13 protein-coding genes and 2 pseudogenes are annotated in these 15406 nt (G+C 64.2%); 6 read left to right on the top strand and 9 right to left on the bottom strand.

Going from position 1 to position 15406, the window contains the following annotated elements; genetic code table 11:
* The first annotated feature begins 66 nt into the window (after window positions 1-66).
* Window positions 67-1179, top strand: a complete 1113-nt coding sequence (locus tag L0B83_RS13180) for a pyridoxal-phosphate-dependent aminotransferase family protein (RefSeq protein WP_234758909.1) — start codon at window positions 67-69, stop codon at window positions 1177-1179.
* Window positions 1180-1416: 237 nt separating this feature from the next.
* Here L0B83_RS13180 and bcp read toward each other — a convergent pair whose 3' ends face one another.
* The 7 genes and pseudogenes from bcp to L0B83_RS13145 all read right to left on the bottom strand — a co-directional run bounded on the left by bcp (window position 1417) and on the right by L0B83_RS13145 (window position 8904).
* The gene (gene bcp, locus L0B83_RS13175) at window positions 1417-1884 is read right to left on the bottom strand and encodes a thioredoxin-dependent thiol peroxidase (protein ID WP_234758908.1); all 468 of its coding nucleotides are present in this window, start codon (window positions 1882-1884) and stop codon (window positions 1417-1419) included.
* 67 nt (window positions 1885-1951) lie between these two features.
* Window positions 1952-2650 (bottom strand): winged helix-turn-helix domain-containing protein, encoded by a 699-nt coding sequence (locus L0B83_RS13170; RefSeq protein ID WP_372461197.1) that lies wholly within the window; start codon window positions 2648-2650, stop codon window positions 1952-1954.
* A gap of 8 nt (window positions 2651-2658) precedes the next feature.
* Entirely contained in the window at window positions 2659-4020 is a 1362-nt protein-coding gene (gene allB, locus L0B83_RS13165; RefSeq protein ID WP_234758907.1) for an allantoinase AllB, read from the bottom strand.
* Window positions 4013-5236: a glycerate kinase gene (locus L0B83_RS13160; RefSeq protein ID WP_234758906.1), complete on the bottom strand. Its 1224-nt coding sequence runs from the start codon at window positions 5234-5236 to the stop codon at window positions 4013-4015. The genes allB and L0B83_RS13160 overlap by 8 nt, the downstream gene beginning before the upstream one ends.
* Before the next feature lie 25 nt (window positions 5237-5261).
* The gene (gene gcl / locus L0B83_RS13155) at window positions 5262-7052 is read right to left on the bottom strand and encodes a glyoxylate carboligase (protein ID WP_234758905.1); all 1791 of its coding nucleotides are present in this window, start codon (window positions 7050-7052) and stop codon (window positions 5262-5264) included.
* Window positions 7053-7161: 109 nt separating this feature from the next.
* Window positions 7162-8043, bottom strand: a pseudogene (locus tag L0B83_RS13150) (2-hydroxy-3-oxopropionate reductase); the annotation flags it as partial.
* A 60-nt stretch (window positions 8044-8103) separates the two neighbouring features.
* Complete coding sequence (locus L0B83_RS13145) at window positions 8104-8904, bottom strand: hydroxypyruvate isomerase family protein (RefSeq protein ID WP_234758903.1); 801 nt, start codon at window positions 8902-8904, stop codon at window positions 8104-8106.
* A 442-nt stretch (window positions 8905-9346) separates the two neighbouring features.
* Between L0B83_RS13145 and L0B83_RS13140 the strand changes: the two genes are divergently transcribed.
* The 5 genes and pseudogenes from L0B83_RS13140 (at window position 9347) to L0B83_RS13120 (ending at window position 13235) form a co-directional block, all read left to right on the top strand.
* Complete coding sequence (locus L0B83_RS13140) at window positions 9347-9589, top strand: hypothetical protein (protein WP_234758902.1); 243 nt, start codon at window positions 9347-9349, stop codon at window positions 9587-9589.
* A 284-nt stretch (window positions 9590-9873) separates the two neighbouring features.
* Entirely contained in the window at window positions 9874-10779 is a 906-nt protein-coding gene (locus tag L0B83_RS13135) for a hypothetical protein (protein ID WP_234758901.1), read from the top strand.
* Window positions 10780-10865: 86 nt separating this feature from the next.
* Window positions 10866-11270 (top strand): annotated as a pseudogene (locus L0B83_RS20000) (ABC transporter ATP-binding protein); the annotation flags it as partial.
* A gap of 157 nt (window positions 11271-11427) precedes the next feature.
* Complete coding sequence (locus L0B83_RS13125) at window positions 11428-12642, top strand: ABC transporter permease (protein WP_234758899.1); 1215 nt, start codon at window positions 11428-11430, stop codon at window positions 12640-12642.
* A 119-nt stretch (window positions 12643-12761) separates the two neighbouring features.
* A complete protein-coding gene (locus tag L0B83_RS13120) occupies window positions 12762-13235 on the top strand; it encodes a hypothetical protein (protein ID WP_234758898.1) in 474 nt (157 codons plus the stop codon).
* Window positions 13236-13259: 24 nt separating this feature from the next.
* On the opposite strand, the gene L0B83_RS13115 is transcribed toward L0B83_RS13120, so the two are convergent.
* The gene (locus L0B83_RS13115) at window positions 13260-14156 is read right to left on the bottom strand and encodes an SDR family oxidoreductase (protein WP_234758897.1); all 897 of its coding nucleotides are present in this window, start codon (window positions 14154-14156) and stop codon (window positions 13260-13262) included.
* Between the two features lie 121 nt (window positions 14157-14277).
* The gene (locus tag L0B83_RS13110; RefSeq protein WP_234758896.1) at window positions 14278-15405 is read right to left on the bottom strand and encodes a glycerate kinase; all 1128 of its coding nucleotides are present in this window, start codon (window positions 15403-15405) and stop codon (window positions 14278-14280) included.
* Window position 15406 lies beyond the last annotated feature (1 nt).

Here is a 15406-nt window from a genome sequence, read left to right as displayed (position 1 = left end):
CCGGGACGCTCGCTCACATGAGCCGTCGGGTGGACAATGTCAGCAACGAGCCAAAGGAGTTGCGCCATGCCAGAGGTCCTGACTTCCCGGTATCTTTTCGGGCCGGGTCCGAGCAATTGCTATCCGGAAGTCACGGCAGCGCTGGCATATCCGGTGATCGGCCACCTGGATCCTGTGTTCATAGAGCGACTCGACCGGGTCTGCGCCGGGCTCCGGAAAGTGTGGGGGACCCGGAACGCCCGGACCCTACCGTTGAGCGCCACGGGTTCCGGCGGCATGGAGGCTGCCTTTGTGAATACGGTGTCCGACGGCGACGTGGCAGTGATCGCTGTCAACGGATTGTTCGGAGAGCGCATGTGCGAGATCGCGCGCCGCTGCGGGGCGACTGTGGTCCGCGTCGAGCACGAATGGGGCCAACCCGTCGATGCGGAGCGCGTCCTCGCCGCCCATCCGCATCCCAAGGTGATTGCCGCGGTCCACGCCGAGACCTCCACGGGTGTGCTGTCCGACGTCGCACCCCTGGGCGCCGGCAAGGGGGACGCGCTGCTGATCGTGGACGCAGTGACGTCAATCGGCGGCCTGGAACTGTCGGCCGATGAGTGGGGGATCGACGTCGGATATGCGTGCACGCAGAAGTGCCTCGGTGTGCCTCCCGGGCTGTCACCGTTCACGGTGTCGGATCGCGCCTTCGAGCGGCGCGTCAAGGAGCCGCGTTCGTGGTATCTGGATATCGGCCTCCTGGGCGGCTACGTCGGCGCGGCGAGCGGCAGCCGCACGTATCACTACACCGCGCCCGTGGCCATGATCGCCGGGCTCGAGGCCGGACTTGACCGCATTCTGGCCGAGGGGCTGGACAATGTCCAGGAGCGGCACCGCGCCGCCGGCGCCGAGTTGCGCGATGGCCTGGAAAAGATGGGTCTCGAACTGTTCGCCGCGGAGGGCGCACGATTGCCGAGCCTCACCACGGTCAAAGTGCCCGACGGCGTGGACTCGGCTGCCGTCCGCACTTACCTTCTGGAGAACTTCAGCATCGAAATCGGCTCCGGCGCGGGTGCGTTTTCGTCGACCGTTTGGCGGATCGGGATGATGGGTCCAAACGCCAACAGGGCGTCGGTGCAACTTGTCCTTGGCGCGCTGGAAGAGGCGATCGCGAACTCGGGCCGGTGGGCTGGAAGCTAGTGGCCGTTGGCTTGGGTGGGCATCGGGCCAAACGGCGCTATAGGTGACCGGGCGTCTGGCCGGGAGGGGGTTTATGTGACCGGGCGTCCCTCTCCAGACGCGCCGACGCCCGCTCATCTTCCTCAAGGAAGTGACCGGGCGTCGGGTTAGACGGGGCTATAACTGACCGGGCGTCGGGTTAAACCACGCTATATGTGACCGGGCGTCGGGTTGGGAGGCGTTATAAGTGACCGGGCGTTACAGGCCGAGCTCGGCCTTGAGCGCTGCGACGTGGCCCTGGGCCTTCACCTGGTAATGGGTCAGCTTGACCTTGCCCTCGGGGTCGAGCACCACGGTGGAGCGGACCAGGCCTTCGACGATTTCACCGTCGCGCAGCTTCTCGCCCCAGGCGCCGTAGGCCAAAGCCACGGCGTGGTCTTCGTCGGAAAGGAGCGGGAACGTGAGGGAGTACTCGTCTACGAAGCTTGCGATCTTTTCCGGAGCGTCCGGGGAAATGCCCAAGACCTCGTAGCCCGAGCCCTGGAGGCTGGACAAGCTGTCACGGAAGTCGCAGGCCTCGGTGGTGCAGCCCGGGGTGGAAGCTTCCGGGTAGAAGTACACAATGACGTTGCGTCCACGGTAGTCCGACAGGGAAACCTTTTGGCCCTCGGAGTTGAGCAGTGCGAAATCGGGGGCCTGGGTTCCGGCGAGGAGTTTCTGGGTCATCTTGCGATCCTTGACTAGTCGGGCAACCGCCGTGGCCGGCGATCAATCTATTGGTGTAACGGGCTGCCTAGATGCAGTATTCCGCGGGTCCGCGGACTGTGCAGCCTGGTCCGGGCACGAATTGGTAGCCCCCTCCACGCACTGTGGCGATGACATGGCGGGCCGAGCCCAGCTTGCGCCGGACGCGTCCAACATACACGTCGATCGACCGGAATGCCGCGCCGGGACAGTCAAGTGACTCCAGGAAGCGTTGCAATTCTTCACGTGGGATGGCCCGCGAGAGGTTTTGCACTAGGTATCGGAGGAGGCTGTGTTCCATCGCCGTGAAGCTGACCGGGACACCGTCCAGGAGGACGGTGTCCGCGGCCAGGTCCACTGCCACGCTGCTGCGCCGGCCCGCCGTTGCGAGAGGCGGCTTGACCGCAGCGGGGCGGTTTCCGGCGTCGGACGCCTCCGGCGGAGTGCCGCCGTCGGACGCGCCAGACACCGAAGCGCTGGATGTTGCGGCTCCGGCGGCGGGCCAAACAAGGACTTCCGCCTCCGGAGCAAGCTTTCGGGCCCGCGCCAGGACCGCTTCAGCGGCCCGGGCCCAGACCTCGGAGTCGATCTCCTGGCCTTCGCCAGGCTGCACCCATATGGCCAGGCCGCGCGGTTGCAGGCCGGGCCGCAGGGCAGACTGCGTAGGCGGCATGGACGCCGGCTGGTGCCGCGAGGGGTTGAGCCGCGCGGGCAGCTTTCCGTACGGAGCGTGGACGTTGACGGCCATGGCGCCCCTTAGACGCCGCCGCGGCGAATCAGCTTGCCGCTGGGCGTGCGACCGTCGATCTCGTTGCCGCGCAGGTACGTCTTGCGTACGACGCCGGAGAGCGCCTTGCCGTCGTACGGCGTGATCGGGTTCTTGTGCTTGAGCTTCTTGACGTCGACGACGAACGCGTCATCCGCGGCAAAGATGGAGAAGTCGGCGTCGTAGCCCAGGGCGAGCTGGCCCTTGTTGTGCAGGCGGGCGAGTGCCGCCGGCTTCTCCGACATCCAGGAAACAACCTGCTCGAGCGGAATGCCGCGGTGTCGCGCCTCGGTCCAGATCAGGGAGAGCCCCAGCTGCAGCGAGGAGACGCCGCCCCAGGCCACGGCGAAGTCGCCGTTTTCCAGGTCCTTCAGGTCAAGGGTCGACGGCGAGTGGTCCGAGACGATGCAGTCGATCGTGCCGTCCTGCAGGCCTTGCCAGAGCAGCTCGCGGTTGGAGGCTTCGCGGATGGGCGGGCAGCACTTGTAGGCCGTGGCGCCGTCGGGGATTTCCTCGGCCATGAGCGTGAGGTAGTGCGGGCACGTCTCGACGGTGAGGTGCACGCCGTCGCGCTTTGCCGAAGCGATCATCGGCAGGGCGTCCGACGACGAGAGGTGCAGGATGTGTGCACGGGCACCCGTCCAGCGGGCCCGCTCGATCACCTCGGCGATGGCCTTGTTCTCGGCGCCGCGGGGGCGGGAGGCCAAGAACGTGGAGTAGTGCGCGCCGCCGGGGTGGGGTGCGTGGTCGATCGCGTGGGAGTCCTCGGCGTGGACGATCATGAGGGAATCGAAGGACTTGAGCTCGGCCATGTCCTCTTCCATCTCGTCCGCTTCGAGATGCGGGAACTCGTCCACGCCGGAGTGGAGCAGGAAGCACTTGAAGCCGAACACGCCTTCGTCGTGGAGCGGACGGAGGTCTGCCTTGTTGCCTGGAATGGCGCCGCCCCAGAATCCGACGTCCACGAATGCCTGGTCCTCAGCGACTTCGCGCTTGAGCTTGAGGCCCTCCACGTTGGTGGTGGGCGGGATGGAATTCAGCGGCATGTCGATGATGGTGGTGACGCCGCCGGCGGCCGCGGCGCGGGTGGCCGAGGCGAAGCCTTCCCACTCGGTGCGGCCGGGTTCGTTGACGTGGACGTGGGTGTCCACGAGGCCGGGAATGAGCGTTTCGTCGTCGGAGAGTTCGATGACCTCGGCGCCTTCAAGGCCGTTGCCAAGGGGCTCGATGGCCACGATCTTGCCGCCGCGGACGCCCACTTCGCGGGCGGCGATGCCGGCCGTGGTGAGGATGCGCCGGCCACGGATGACCAGGTCAAACGGGCCGTGTGCCGTGGTGGTTTCTTCAGACATGGAGGTCCTCCTTGGTGTCGATCCGCGCTGGGTATTCGGATTTTTCCGCTAGGTGCACGCCGATGTGCCTACCTAATTCTTCAAGCAGCGGACCCGCTTCAGCTATACATTTCGCTACATCGGATTCGAGTTCGGTCAGCGCGTGGACCGACCCGAAACCGGATTTCGTGAGTTGCTCCGGGCCCAGCGTGCTGCGGCCGCAGACCGCTATCACGGGGATCCCGGAACGTGCTGCTGCCCGGGCGACGCCCATGGGCGTCTTGCCGAGCAGGCTTTGTTCGTCGAGGCTGCCTTCGCCGGTGATCACCAGGTCCGCGCCCTGTAGCCGCTGCTCGAGTTCGGTGAATTCGAGGACGACGTCGATGCCCGGCCTGCGTGCCGCGCCAAGCGCCGCGATGGCAATGTAGCCGACTCCGCCTGCCGCACCTGCGCCCGGAGCGATCGCCGCGTCGCGGGCTTCGGGGCCGATCTCTCCGGCGAGGACGTCCACGAAACGGGCCAGGGCGGCGTCGAGCGTGGCGACGTCCTCCGGCGTCGCGCCCTTCTGCGGTGCGAAGATCGCGGCGGCGCCGGTGCGGCCCAAAAGGGGATTGTCGACGTCGGACGCCAGCACGAACTCGGTGGCCTCGAGCCGGACGTCGAAGTTGGAGAAGTCGATCCGGTCCAGGCGGGCCAGGGCCGCGCCCCCGCCACGGAGTTCGTTGCCGTCCGCGTCAAGGAGGACCGCACCCAGTCCTTGCAGCACGCCGGCGCCGCCGTCGGTGTTGGCGCTGCCGCCGACGCCGAGGATGATGTGCCGGCAGCCCAGGTCCAGGGCGGCGCGGATGAGTTCGCCGGTGCCCAGGCTGGTGGAGGTCTGGGCCGTTTCGGAGTTCGGCGCCGTGTTGCCGAAGCCGGGCAACACAGCGAGTCCGGAGGCCGCGGCCATTTCGATGACCGCTTCGGTGCCGCGGATTGCGAACTCCGCCGTTATCGGCTGGCCCGTGGGGCCGGTGACTGTGGCGCTCCGGCGGGTGAAGCCGGAGCCGACAGCGGCGTCGAGAGTCCCCTCGCCGCCGTCGGCCACTGGAATGAGCGTGGCCTCGAAACCTTCGCCAGGGCGGCTGGCTGCTTGGCCCGCCGCGAAGCCGGCCCGCAGTCCGGCGCTCAAGCGGCTGGCGACCTCGGGGGCTGACAGCGATCCCTTGAACTTGTCCGGGGCTATGACCACACGCATTCCGTACCTCTTCCCAGTCCAGTTACTAGTCCAGCATCGCGATGATCGACGTCGGGGCGTCCGCGCCGCGCTCGGCGAGTTCTTCGAACTCGTTCACGCCGTCGATTTCAACACCCATGGAGATGTTGGTGACCTTTTCCAGGATCACTTCAACCACCACGGGAACCTTGAACTCGCCCATCAAGGCCTTGGCCTTGTCGAACGCGGCCGGCAGGTCGGACGGGTTCTCCACGCGGATGGCCTTGCAGCCCAGGCCTTCGGACACCTTGACGTGGTCCACGCCGTAACCTGCTGTCTCAGCGGAAAGGTTGGTGCTGTTGATGTTCTCGAATGCCAGGGACACGTTCTGTTCCATGTTGAAGCCGCGCTGCGACTGGCGGATGAGGCCCAGGTAGGAGTTGTTCACCACCACGTGGATGTACGGCAGGTTGAACTGTGCGCCCACGGCCAGCTCTTCGATCATGAACTGGAAGTCGTAGTCACCGGACAGCGCAACAACTGTCTCGTCCGGCTTGCCGCGCACGACGCCGAGGGCGGCCGGGGCGGTCCAGCCCAGGGGACCTGCCTGGCCGGCATTGATCCACTTGCGCGGACCGAAAACATGCAGCAACTGTGCGCCGGCGATCTGCGACAGGCCGATGGTGGACACGTAGGTGGTGTCCTTGCCGAACGCCTTGTTCATCTCTTCGTACACGCGCTGCGGCTTGATGGGCACATTGTCGAAGTGGGTCTTGCGCTGCAGGGAACCCTTGCGGGCGACACACTCGGCGACCCAGGCGGAGTAGTCCGGCAGGGCTGCTGCGGCCTTGCGCTCACGGGCGATCTCCAGCAGCCCGTCCAGCGCCGCACCGGCGTCGGACGCGATGCCGAAGTCCGGCGAGAACACGCGGCCGATCTGCGTGGGCTCGATGTCGATGTGCACGAACTTGCGGCCGGCGGTGTAGGTGTCCAGGCCGCCGGTGTGGCGATTGGCCCAGCGGTTGCCGATGCCGATCACGAAGTCGCTCTGCAACATTGTTGCGTTGCCGTAGCGGTGGCTCGTTTGGAGGCCGACCATGCCCGCCATCAGCTTGTGGTCGTCCGGGATGGTGCCCCAGCCCATCAGGGTGGGGATGACCGGAACGTTCAGGATCTCGGCCAGTTCAACCAGCTGCGCGGAAGCGCCGGCGTTGATGATGCCGCCACCGGCGACGATCAGCGGACGCTCGGCTGCGGTGAGCATGTCCAGTGCCTTTTCCAGCTGCTTGCGGCTGGCCTTGGGCTTTTCGACGGCGAGCGGCTCGTAGGCGTCGATGTCGAACTCGATCTCGGCCATCTGCACGTCGAACGGCAGGTCCAGCAGGACCGGGCCGGGACGGCCGGAGCGCATCAGCTGGAAGGCCTTCTGGAACGCGCCGGGAACCTGGCCCGGCTCCAGGATGGTCATGGCCATCTTGGTGACCGGAGCGGCGATGGACTCGATGTCCACGGCCTGGAAGTCTTCCTTGTGCAGCTTGGCGACCGGAGCCTGGCCCGTGATGCAGAGCATGGGGATGGAGTCCGCCCAGGCGGCGTACAGGCCCGTGATCATGTCGGTTCCTGCGGGGCCGGAGGTACCGATGCAGATACCGATGTTGCCGTCCGCGGCACGGGAGTAACCGTCAGCCATGTGGCTGGCGCCTTCGACGTGGCGGGCCAGGGTGTGGCGGATGCCGCCGTGGGCCCGCATCGCGGAATAGAAAGGGTTGATTGCCGCGCCTGGCAGGCCGAACGCCTCGGTGGCGCCCTCCTTTGCCAAGATGGCGACGGCTGCGTCAACAGTGCGCATCTTCGTCATGGTGTGCTCCTTGAAAAGTCTGTTTTGGGGTGTGCTGAGGGAGCCGCCGTCGTGAAGTACGACGGCGGTTGCCCTGTTTTGCTTGGTGTCGCGCCTTAGCGCGGTGGCTTTACTTGCGGCCGCTAAGTTGAAGGACCTGCTTGAAGAGTCCCGAGTGGTCGAGTCCGCCGTCGCCCTGGTTGACAGTGGCGGCGACAAGCTGTGCGACGACGGCGCCGAGCGGGATGGCCACGTTGGCTTCGCGGGCTGCGGAGGTGACGATGCCGAGGTCCTTGTGGTGCAGGGCCAGGCGGAAACCGGGGTCGAAGTTGCGGTCGAGCATCTTCTGGCCCTTCTGGTCGAGGACCTTGGACCCGGCCAGGCCGCCGCCGAGCACCTTGAGGGCGGCGTCGGTATCTACGCCGTAGGCCTCAAGGAAGGCGATGGCCTCGCCGAGGACCTCGATGTTGACCGCGACGATCAGCTGGTTGGCTGCCTTGACGGTCTGGCCGGAGCCGGAGGGGCCGACGTGGACGATCGTCTTGCCGACGGCGTTGAGGACGTCCTGTGCGGCCTCGAAGTCTGCTGCCTCGCCGCCGACCATGATGGACAGGACGGCGTCGATCGCGCCCTGCTCACCGCCGGAAACCGGGGCGTCGAGCGGGCGGATGCCGGCTGCCTTGGCGTCTGCCGCGAGGCGTGCCGCGACGTCCGGGCGGATGCTGCTCGCGTCGATCCAGAGCGCGCCCTGCTTCGCGTTGGCGAAGACGCCGTCTTCGCCGCTGACGACGCCTTCGACGTCGGGGGAGTCCGGCACCATGGTGATGACGACATCGGCGTCCTTGACGGCGTCGGCGATGCTCGTGGCGCCCTTGCCGCCTTCGGAGACGAGTTTGTCGATCTTGTCCTGGCTGCGGTTGAAACCGGTGACGGTGTGGCCGGCTTTGACGAGGTTGATGGCCATGGGCAGGCCCATGATTCCGAGTCCGATGACTGCAACGTTGCTCATTGTGGTTCTCTTTCTGAAAGTCTGTGTTTTAGCTCAGGTGTGCTGAATTGGCTAGCGGGCTGTTTAGCGGGCGGCGCGTTCGCGGATGGCCCAGCTGAAGGCGGTTTCCTGCGGTTCCTTGTACTCGAGGCCGATGTAGCCTTCGTAGCCGAGTTCGCGGCTGCGGGCGATCCATTCGCCGAGGGGAAGCGTGCCGGTACCGGGGGCGCCGCGGCCGGGGTTGTCGGCGATCTGGATGTGGCCGAAGTCCTTGGCGTGGTTCTCGATGACGGCTTCGACGTCGTCCCCGTTCACCGCCAGGTGGTAGAAGTCGGCGAGGAGTTTGACGTTGTCGACGCCGGTTTCTTCCTTGACGCGGGCGATGACCCTGAGTGCGTCTTCTGCCGTGAGGAGCGGGTACTTGGGTGCGCCGCTGACAGGCTCGAGGAGGACGGTGCCGCCGATGCGCGCCACCCCGGCTGCCGCCGTCGCAAGGTTTTCAGCGCCGATGGCGTCCTGGTTCTCAGCTGATTCGCCGTCCACACGGTTGCCGTAGAGGGCGTTGAACGCCTTGCAGCCGAGGCGCTCGCCGATTCCTGAGACAACGTCGATGTTGTCTTGGAACTCGGAAGAGCGGGCCGGCCAGGAGACCAGGCCGCGGTCGCCGCCGGGCATGTTGCCGGCGTTGAAGTTCAGGCCGGTGAGCTGAACGCCCGCGTCCTTGATGGCGTTCTCGAACTCGCTTACCTGAGCGTCCGACGGTACGGAAGTCTCAAAGGGCCACCAGAATTCGACGGCGTCAAAACCGGCAGCCTTCGCGGCTGCAGGGCGCTCGAGCAGGGGCAGCTCCGTCAGGAGGATGGAGCAGTTCACTGTGTACGTCATCGTAGGTGTCCTTCCGGGGGAGGGCTTGGGATCTATCTTCCTAGGCGTTTCCGCTTTGTGGAATTTAGATTCTGCTTTATGAAAAGTTTAGGGAAGGTAGGGGTGGGAGTCAAGGGGCGTTCGGAGGGGTGGAGGTAGCGAGGGTGAATCGGGGTTGGCCTGAGCATAAGGAGGAGTTGCGTTTCCATCTACGTGTTGCCAGGTTGCCATCTACGTGTTGCCACGTTTGACCACTGAGATTGGTCGAGGGCACCACTTAATTCGTCGTTTTCAACACTGAGACGCGATTTTCGCCCTTAGGGTTCCTGTACCGGTTCCGAACTCGGATCCGAACAACGGAAGACACTGGGGGGATTCATGGAAAAGCGCGTATCGCTTGTTCGAAAAGGCCTTGCTGGAACGTCGGCCTTCGCGGTTGGCATCGCCGAGATAGCGGATCAAAATGCTCTACTACCTGTCTGAACTTCAGGCGGCTCGACGAGCGACTCCGGGCCGGCGTCGGTACAACTGGATCAGTTGCGTCCTGTTCATCGTCATCGTGGTCGCCCTCTTTGCCGCTGGCGCGCCATTTCCCATCTTTGTTGCCTTCTTTTGCGTTGTTCTCGCCCTCGACGTTGCCCTTGCTGTCACCTGGGCCCGCCGAGACGCCTTGGCGGCCTATCGCCTTGCAGAGGGCGAACCCTAATGTCCACCTTTGGGTGGATTCCCCTGCTCGCTTCAACTTGGTCCGAAGAGGTAATGGATGGACAGCTCGAATGGTCCAAGCGAAAAGGTGTGGATGTCACGCTTCGGAAGGGCTGGGCTCTTGACGATCATTCTGATGCTTGTGAACAACAGTTGGTGGACTGGCCGAAATTCAGTTCGGGAGGCACTTACGATCGCCCTGGCTTTTGCCCTATCGCTTGGCCTCGTAGCCCTATCTGACGTTACAAGCCGGTGGCTCCGGTCCCGTCAGAAAAGGTGAATTGGGTGTCCAATGATCTCGGGCGCGGAGGTCGGAGCCACTGGCTACGAAACGCAAGGCGTCTTTCCACCCTGGGGCTGGCTCTGCTTGGCTTGACCGCTTGCCATGCAGGTCCCGGCCTCACGGCCAACGATGTCTCCGCCGTGAAAGAAGATCTGACGAAGCTGCGCGGAATCAACGGCCTCGTAAGGATGCCCGAGTCAGCCTCCCCCGAAACGGGCTCGGTCCATGGGACGTATCTTGCCGTGAGGCTCCTCGACACCAGATTTTCAGAGCTCGCAAACGAACAGACCCTGGACGAACTGGAACTGGTCCTGCGGGAGCCCGAAACCAATCTCATCACTCAGCTCAAGGCGCTTGTGGCCCTCAAGCGGTCTGGTTCCTCGTCATGGGTGAGCTACGGTCCGGTGATCGAGCGGGGAAAGACAGCGCTTCCGACAGACGTGACAATCGCCAATCTCAGCGGGTATATCGACCTGGTGGAGGTCCTGGTGCAGCTCGAGCCCAATGCCCCCTTGGCGCGGCTGGCGGCGTTCGAAGCAGACCCCGGAGTTGACGACCTGCTCTCCGGAGCGCTGATGGCGCTCTCCAACTCCATGTACTTCTCAAACAGCGAAGAAGTGAGATCAATGTTTCCGGCCGTGCAGTCCGCGCTCCCGCAACTCGTCAGTTCACCGAATGGAAACGGCATGAACTATTTTCGGGCGCTGACCGCCATGACGAACGCAAGCCGCTCCGGACTTGGATCAAACGACTTCGACAAGGCGGCCGAGGGACTCCGGACACTGAGAGGCTGCAAGGAATTCCCCTCCTTGTATCGGCTGGAAGCAGGCAAGGAGTCGCCGTGTAGCCTCTCGGTTTCAGCCGCAATGATCGCGGTCCCCGGTGCATACGACTTCGGGGTGAACTAGTGACCTCGGTACTGCGCCTTGAGAACATCACCAAGTCTTTTGCAGACGAGCGCGGGAACCGACAATTGGTCCTTCCCGGCGTCAGCATGAATGTCGAGGCGGGTGAGATCGTCTGGCTGCGTGGTGAGTCGGGCTCGGGGAAGTCAACCATCCTCAACATCTCCGGACTCCTCTCAACCCCCGATACCGGCAGAGTGTGGATCGATGGTGACGACAGAACCAACGCATCGCCCCGGACGGCGAGTCTGGTCCGCTCGATAGAGATTGGAATGGTGTTTCAGAGCAGCAATCTACTGCCCGAACTTACGGCGATGGAAAACGTCCTCCTGGCCAGCCGCGAGTCCACGACGCGCGCGGCGATGATAGAGCAGCTGGAACGCTTCGGCTTGGCCGCGGTCGCAGACCGGCAGGCGAAGAGGCTTTCCGGAGGGCAGCAGCAACGGGTCGCGTTTTGCCGCGCGCTGATCAACAGGCCTTCACTACTACTGGCGGATGAACCAAGTTCGGGTCTTGACCGGGCAAATACCGAAGTCATCCTGGACGCCATGAGGACGGGCGCCAACAGCGGGTGCGGTGTCCTGGTCGCTTCCCATGACGAAGTCTTCCAGCAGGTGGCCCACCGTCAGCTTCCCATGAAGGAGTTGCTCCTTGAACAGAAATAGGGTCTTTGCTGCCAGGTCAGTGCGGCTTTCCCTCTCGAAATTGAGGCCACTCGCGGTCCTGATGAGTCTTGGCATCGCGGTATTCATATTCGCCGACAGCATCGTAGGGGCCGGAATAAGCTCATACTCAAACAAGATCAGCACCAATTCCGCCCTGAATTATGTGGAGGTCACTTCAGTAGGTCCGGACTCAGCTCGTGAGATCACTGACGAATCATTATCCCGGTTCAGCCAAATCGATCACGTGGTGGGGTCCTCCGGTTGGGCACAAATAGACCTCGCGATAGAGGACCCTGCGAACTGGCCATCACCGAACAACCCCGGTGCATTCATCGGCACGCCATTCATCAGCGGCATCACTCCGAAAGTACTGCTGGGAGAAGTGTCCGCGGACGGCCCTGGGGAAGGCCAGATCCTGCTTCCCGACAAGGGGCAGGGCCAGAAATATGATCAGCTGCTTGGCAAGGAAATGAACTTTGTGTACACAAGGGAAATCGGCCCTGGTAATGGGGAACCCGTTTCCATGTCTCTCCGAGTGGCAGGCATCTATGACAACTCGTCGCCTGGTACCGATGGCGCGCAGGCTGCTTACGTATCCAGTAAGGTGGTCCAGTCAACGCTCGCCAATGCCCGGCCGAATACGAAAGCGCTGACCTACCCCCGCGCATTTGTTCGCGCTGACTCAGCAGACGAAGTGGTCAATGTGCAAAACCAGGTCCGAGCCCTCGGATATTCCGTGAACAGCGTCGCTGGCCAAATTCGGTCCCTGTCAGGCCTGTTTGCTCTTCTTGCCCTGGTCAGTTGGTTGATCGGCGGCTTCCTCGTTATTTTCTGCCTCGGTGTTGGAGTGTCGGTCGGTGGCAGCTGGATTAAGCAAAGAGCCCGCGAGGTGGGTCTCCTCAAGGCCATCGGCTGGTCAGGGGCCTCGATAGCAGGGGTTTACATGGTCGAGTTGGCAGCGGTTGGCCTCATCATTGGGCTGACGGGAGCGCTCCTGGGGACACTTTGCTCCAGCGTAGGGACGGCAGTCTTCAGCGGCCTGCAGCTCGACCTCCTGCCGGTGGCCGCGTGGGCAATGCCCAACTGGCTGCTCGTGCTCGGAGCACTCTTCTGCGTGCCCTTGTTCCTGTGCCTGGGCGCCGTTGGGCACGTCGCAAGACTCGCCCGGCTCGACGCCGATTCTTCGCTGAGGGACCTGTAGCTTCTGCTGCGCTTGCCGGGCTGGTACCCCACAGCTTTCCCGCCTTTGCCCGCGTTATGAATCCGGTGAGGACCTCCAAAGGCCGACGTCTGCGATGGTCGGTCATTGCGGGCAGCTCGATGACCGTCGACAGCGAAACCCAGTGGAGTGAGATCGTTTCGACAGCCAACCCTGATCCGAACGAATACTACGAACCGGAGACAGGCACCATTGAGAGCTCAGTTGCTCTTCGGCTGTCCGCAGTCTTGGCCGAGCACACTCAATCTTCCGCTTTCACTTTCTTGTCCTGGGAAGGCTACGACTCTCTGCTGGAGGAGGTACGCGAGAGTCCAACCATCACCATTGGCGAGCAGAGGGTCATGCATGTCAGGAATGGAAGCATTGAGCTTGCTCTCAAACCGATCGATTTTCCGCCGACCCGACTTGCCATGAACTGGATACCGGACGATGCCGCCTGGTTTGTCGGGAACGACATCTACGCGAGATCTGTTTTCGTTGGAGGTTCGGTCGCCGCCGTCGCTGCGGTGCTGAGTGCCCCAGGTCTAGAGGCTTACCTTGTTCGCCCGGGGCAGACCGTGGTTCCGGAGGACTGACTGCGCCGTCCGACTTTCGCGACCTTAGTGCCCCAAACTGCGGGCGAAGCGCGCGACGGCGTCTTCCGGCGTCGGGACTGGCCCGAAGACTTCCGCTTGGCGCGTGGTGTCCGCGACGTATTTGCCCGTCTCGAACCAGCCGAGCATGGAGCTCATGTCCTTGACCATCGGGACGAACGGTCCCATCACCGCGCCTAGCCCGTTGACAAACCAGGCAGGGACCGACCGCACACTGACAGGTCCGCCGGCAAAAGTCGAAGCGATGTCCGCGATGTCCTGCATGCTCACCGGGCGGTCCCAGCCGATGTCGATACGTTCGCCGTTGGCGACATCCGCATCGACCGCTGCCGCGAGGTATCCGGCGAGGTCAGAGGTGAGGACGAAGGTCAGCGGGATTGTCTTGGTCCCGAACCATGTGAGGCGCTTCTTCTCGAACGGGTCGCCACCCATCCGGGTGACCTGGTCGAGGAACGCGCCGGGCCGGAGGGCGACAAATGGAACCTCAAGTGCCTCCAGCTTGTCCTCGGTGAGCTTCTTGTGCCAGAAGTGCGGGACATCCGGCGTCTGGTCGGCGGTGAGGATGCTGACCAGGACAAACCGCCGGACGCCGGCCCGGTGCGCGGCGATGGCGAGGTTGGTGTTGCCCTCGGTGTCGATCTCCAAAGCCTGCTTGTCGCGGCGGGTATACCCGGCGGCAGAGCTGATCACGGCGTCGGCCCCCGTCATCGCGGAGATGAGGGAATTAACGTCCAGCATGTCGCCGCGGGCAATCTCGACACCTTTTCCCTCGAGCTTGCCGGCATCCGAGCTTGGCCGGACCAAGGCCCGGACGCTCTTCCCCCTTGCGAGCAGTTCGTCGACCACTTTGCCGCCCACCTGGCCGGTGGCGCCGACGACGAGGACCGGTTTCGCGTCAGTCATGGGATGCTCCTTCGTTCAGGCTTTGTGCTGGCGGTGTTACCCGTCGGAAGGTCGTGTAGCTCAGGTCGAGATCCACCTCGAATATATCGCGCAGAGGGTTGCCGGGCGAGAGCGACGACGCTCACACCAGTCCCTCTCCAATATCCCGCCCGATCCGCCTCAACAGCTCCGCCGACAACCCAGGATCCTTCGACGAATCCAGATCCGTGTAATCCGCCAGCGCATAAACCCCCGAGAGCGACATTTCGGACCAGCGCTCGCGGGGCAGCAACGAACGGCCCGCGACGGCGATGATCGGCCGGGTGCCCGAGCGGCGCGCGACGGCGGCTGGCAGCTTTCCAGCCAGGGTCTGCTCGTCGATGCTGCCCTCGCCGGTTACCACCAGCTCGCATACTTCCTTCCGGGCGTCGAAGTCGAGGAGATCCAAAAAGTAGTCCGCCCCGGAGACCTGAGAAGCGCCCAGCAACAGGCACGCGAAGCCGACCCCGCCCGCGCTGCCAGCGCCGGGGTACTCGGCCAGAGCTGCCGCCTCCCCGAAACCGCTGGAACCGAGGATGGAGACAAAGTGCGCCAGACCGGCGTCGAGCGCTGAAACATCCTGGGCCGAAGCGCCCTTCTGCGGACCAAACACCGCAGGCGCACCGTCCCGCCCGCAGAGCGGGTTGTGCACATCGCTCGCGACAATCAGTTCAGTATCGTCCAGCCCGGGGAAAGGAGACCCGAGAACAGTGTGGATAAGGCCAAGATTCCGCCCGTTTCCCTCCAAGGATCGCCCGGAGGCGTCGAGGAACCGGAAGCCCAGGGCCGTGAGCATGCCCATTCCTCCGTCGGTGCTGGCGCTCCCGCCAAGAGCCAGCACGATCCGCGCCGGCCGCAACGCCAGGGCAAAGAGAACAGCCTCGCCAAAGCCGCGGCTCGACGCATCCAGCGGCGCCAGCCGCCCGTCCGGCAACAGCCCCAAACCGCAAGTGTTCGCCACCTCCACAACAGCAGTGACGCCGTCGAACGCGATGCTCGCTAGCGCGGCCTGTCCGGTCGGTCCCGGGACCGCCAAAGCGTGGCGGGCGAAGCCGGAGGCGACGGCGGCGTCGACGCTGCCGTCACCTCCGTCCGCTAGTGGGAGCAGTTCACAGTGAACTGCTCCGACGGAACAGATCCCTGCCGCCACCGCGTCCGCTACCTCGGCGGCGGTAAGGCTGCCTTTGAACTTGTCGGGCGCGATGAGGACGGTCTTCGGGGTTGCGTTCATG

Origin of the sequence: Arthrobacter alkaliphilus (assembly GCF_021483235.1) — a bacterium.
GTDB classification, from domain to species: Bacteria; Actinomycetota; Actinomycetes; order Actinomycetales; family Micrococcaceae; genus Arthrobacter; species Arthrobacter alkaliphilus.
The sequence above is the reverse complement of the archived record's forward strand: the minus strand, read 5'-3'. Positions and strand labels throughout refer to the sequence as shown.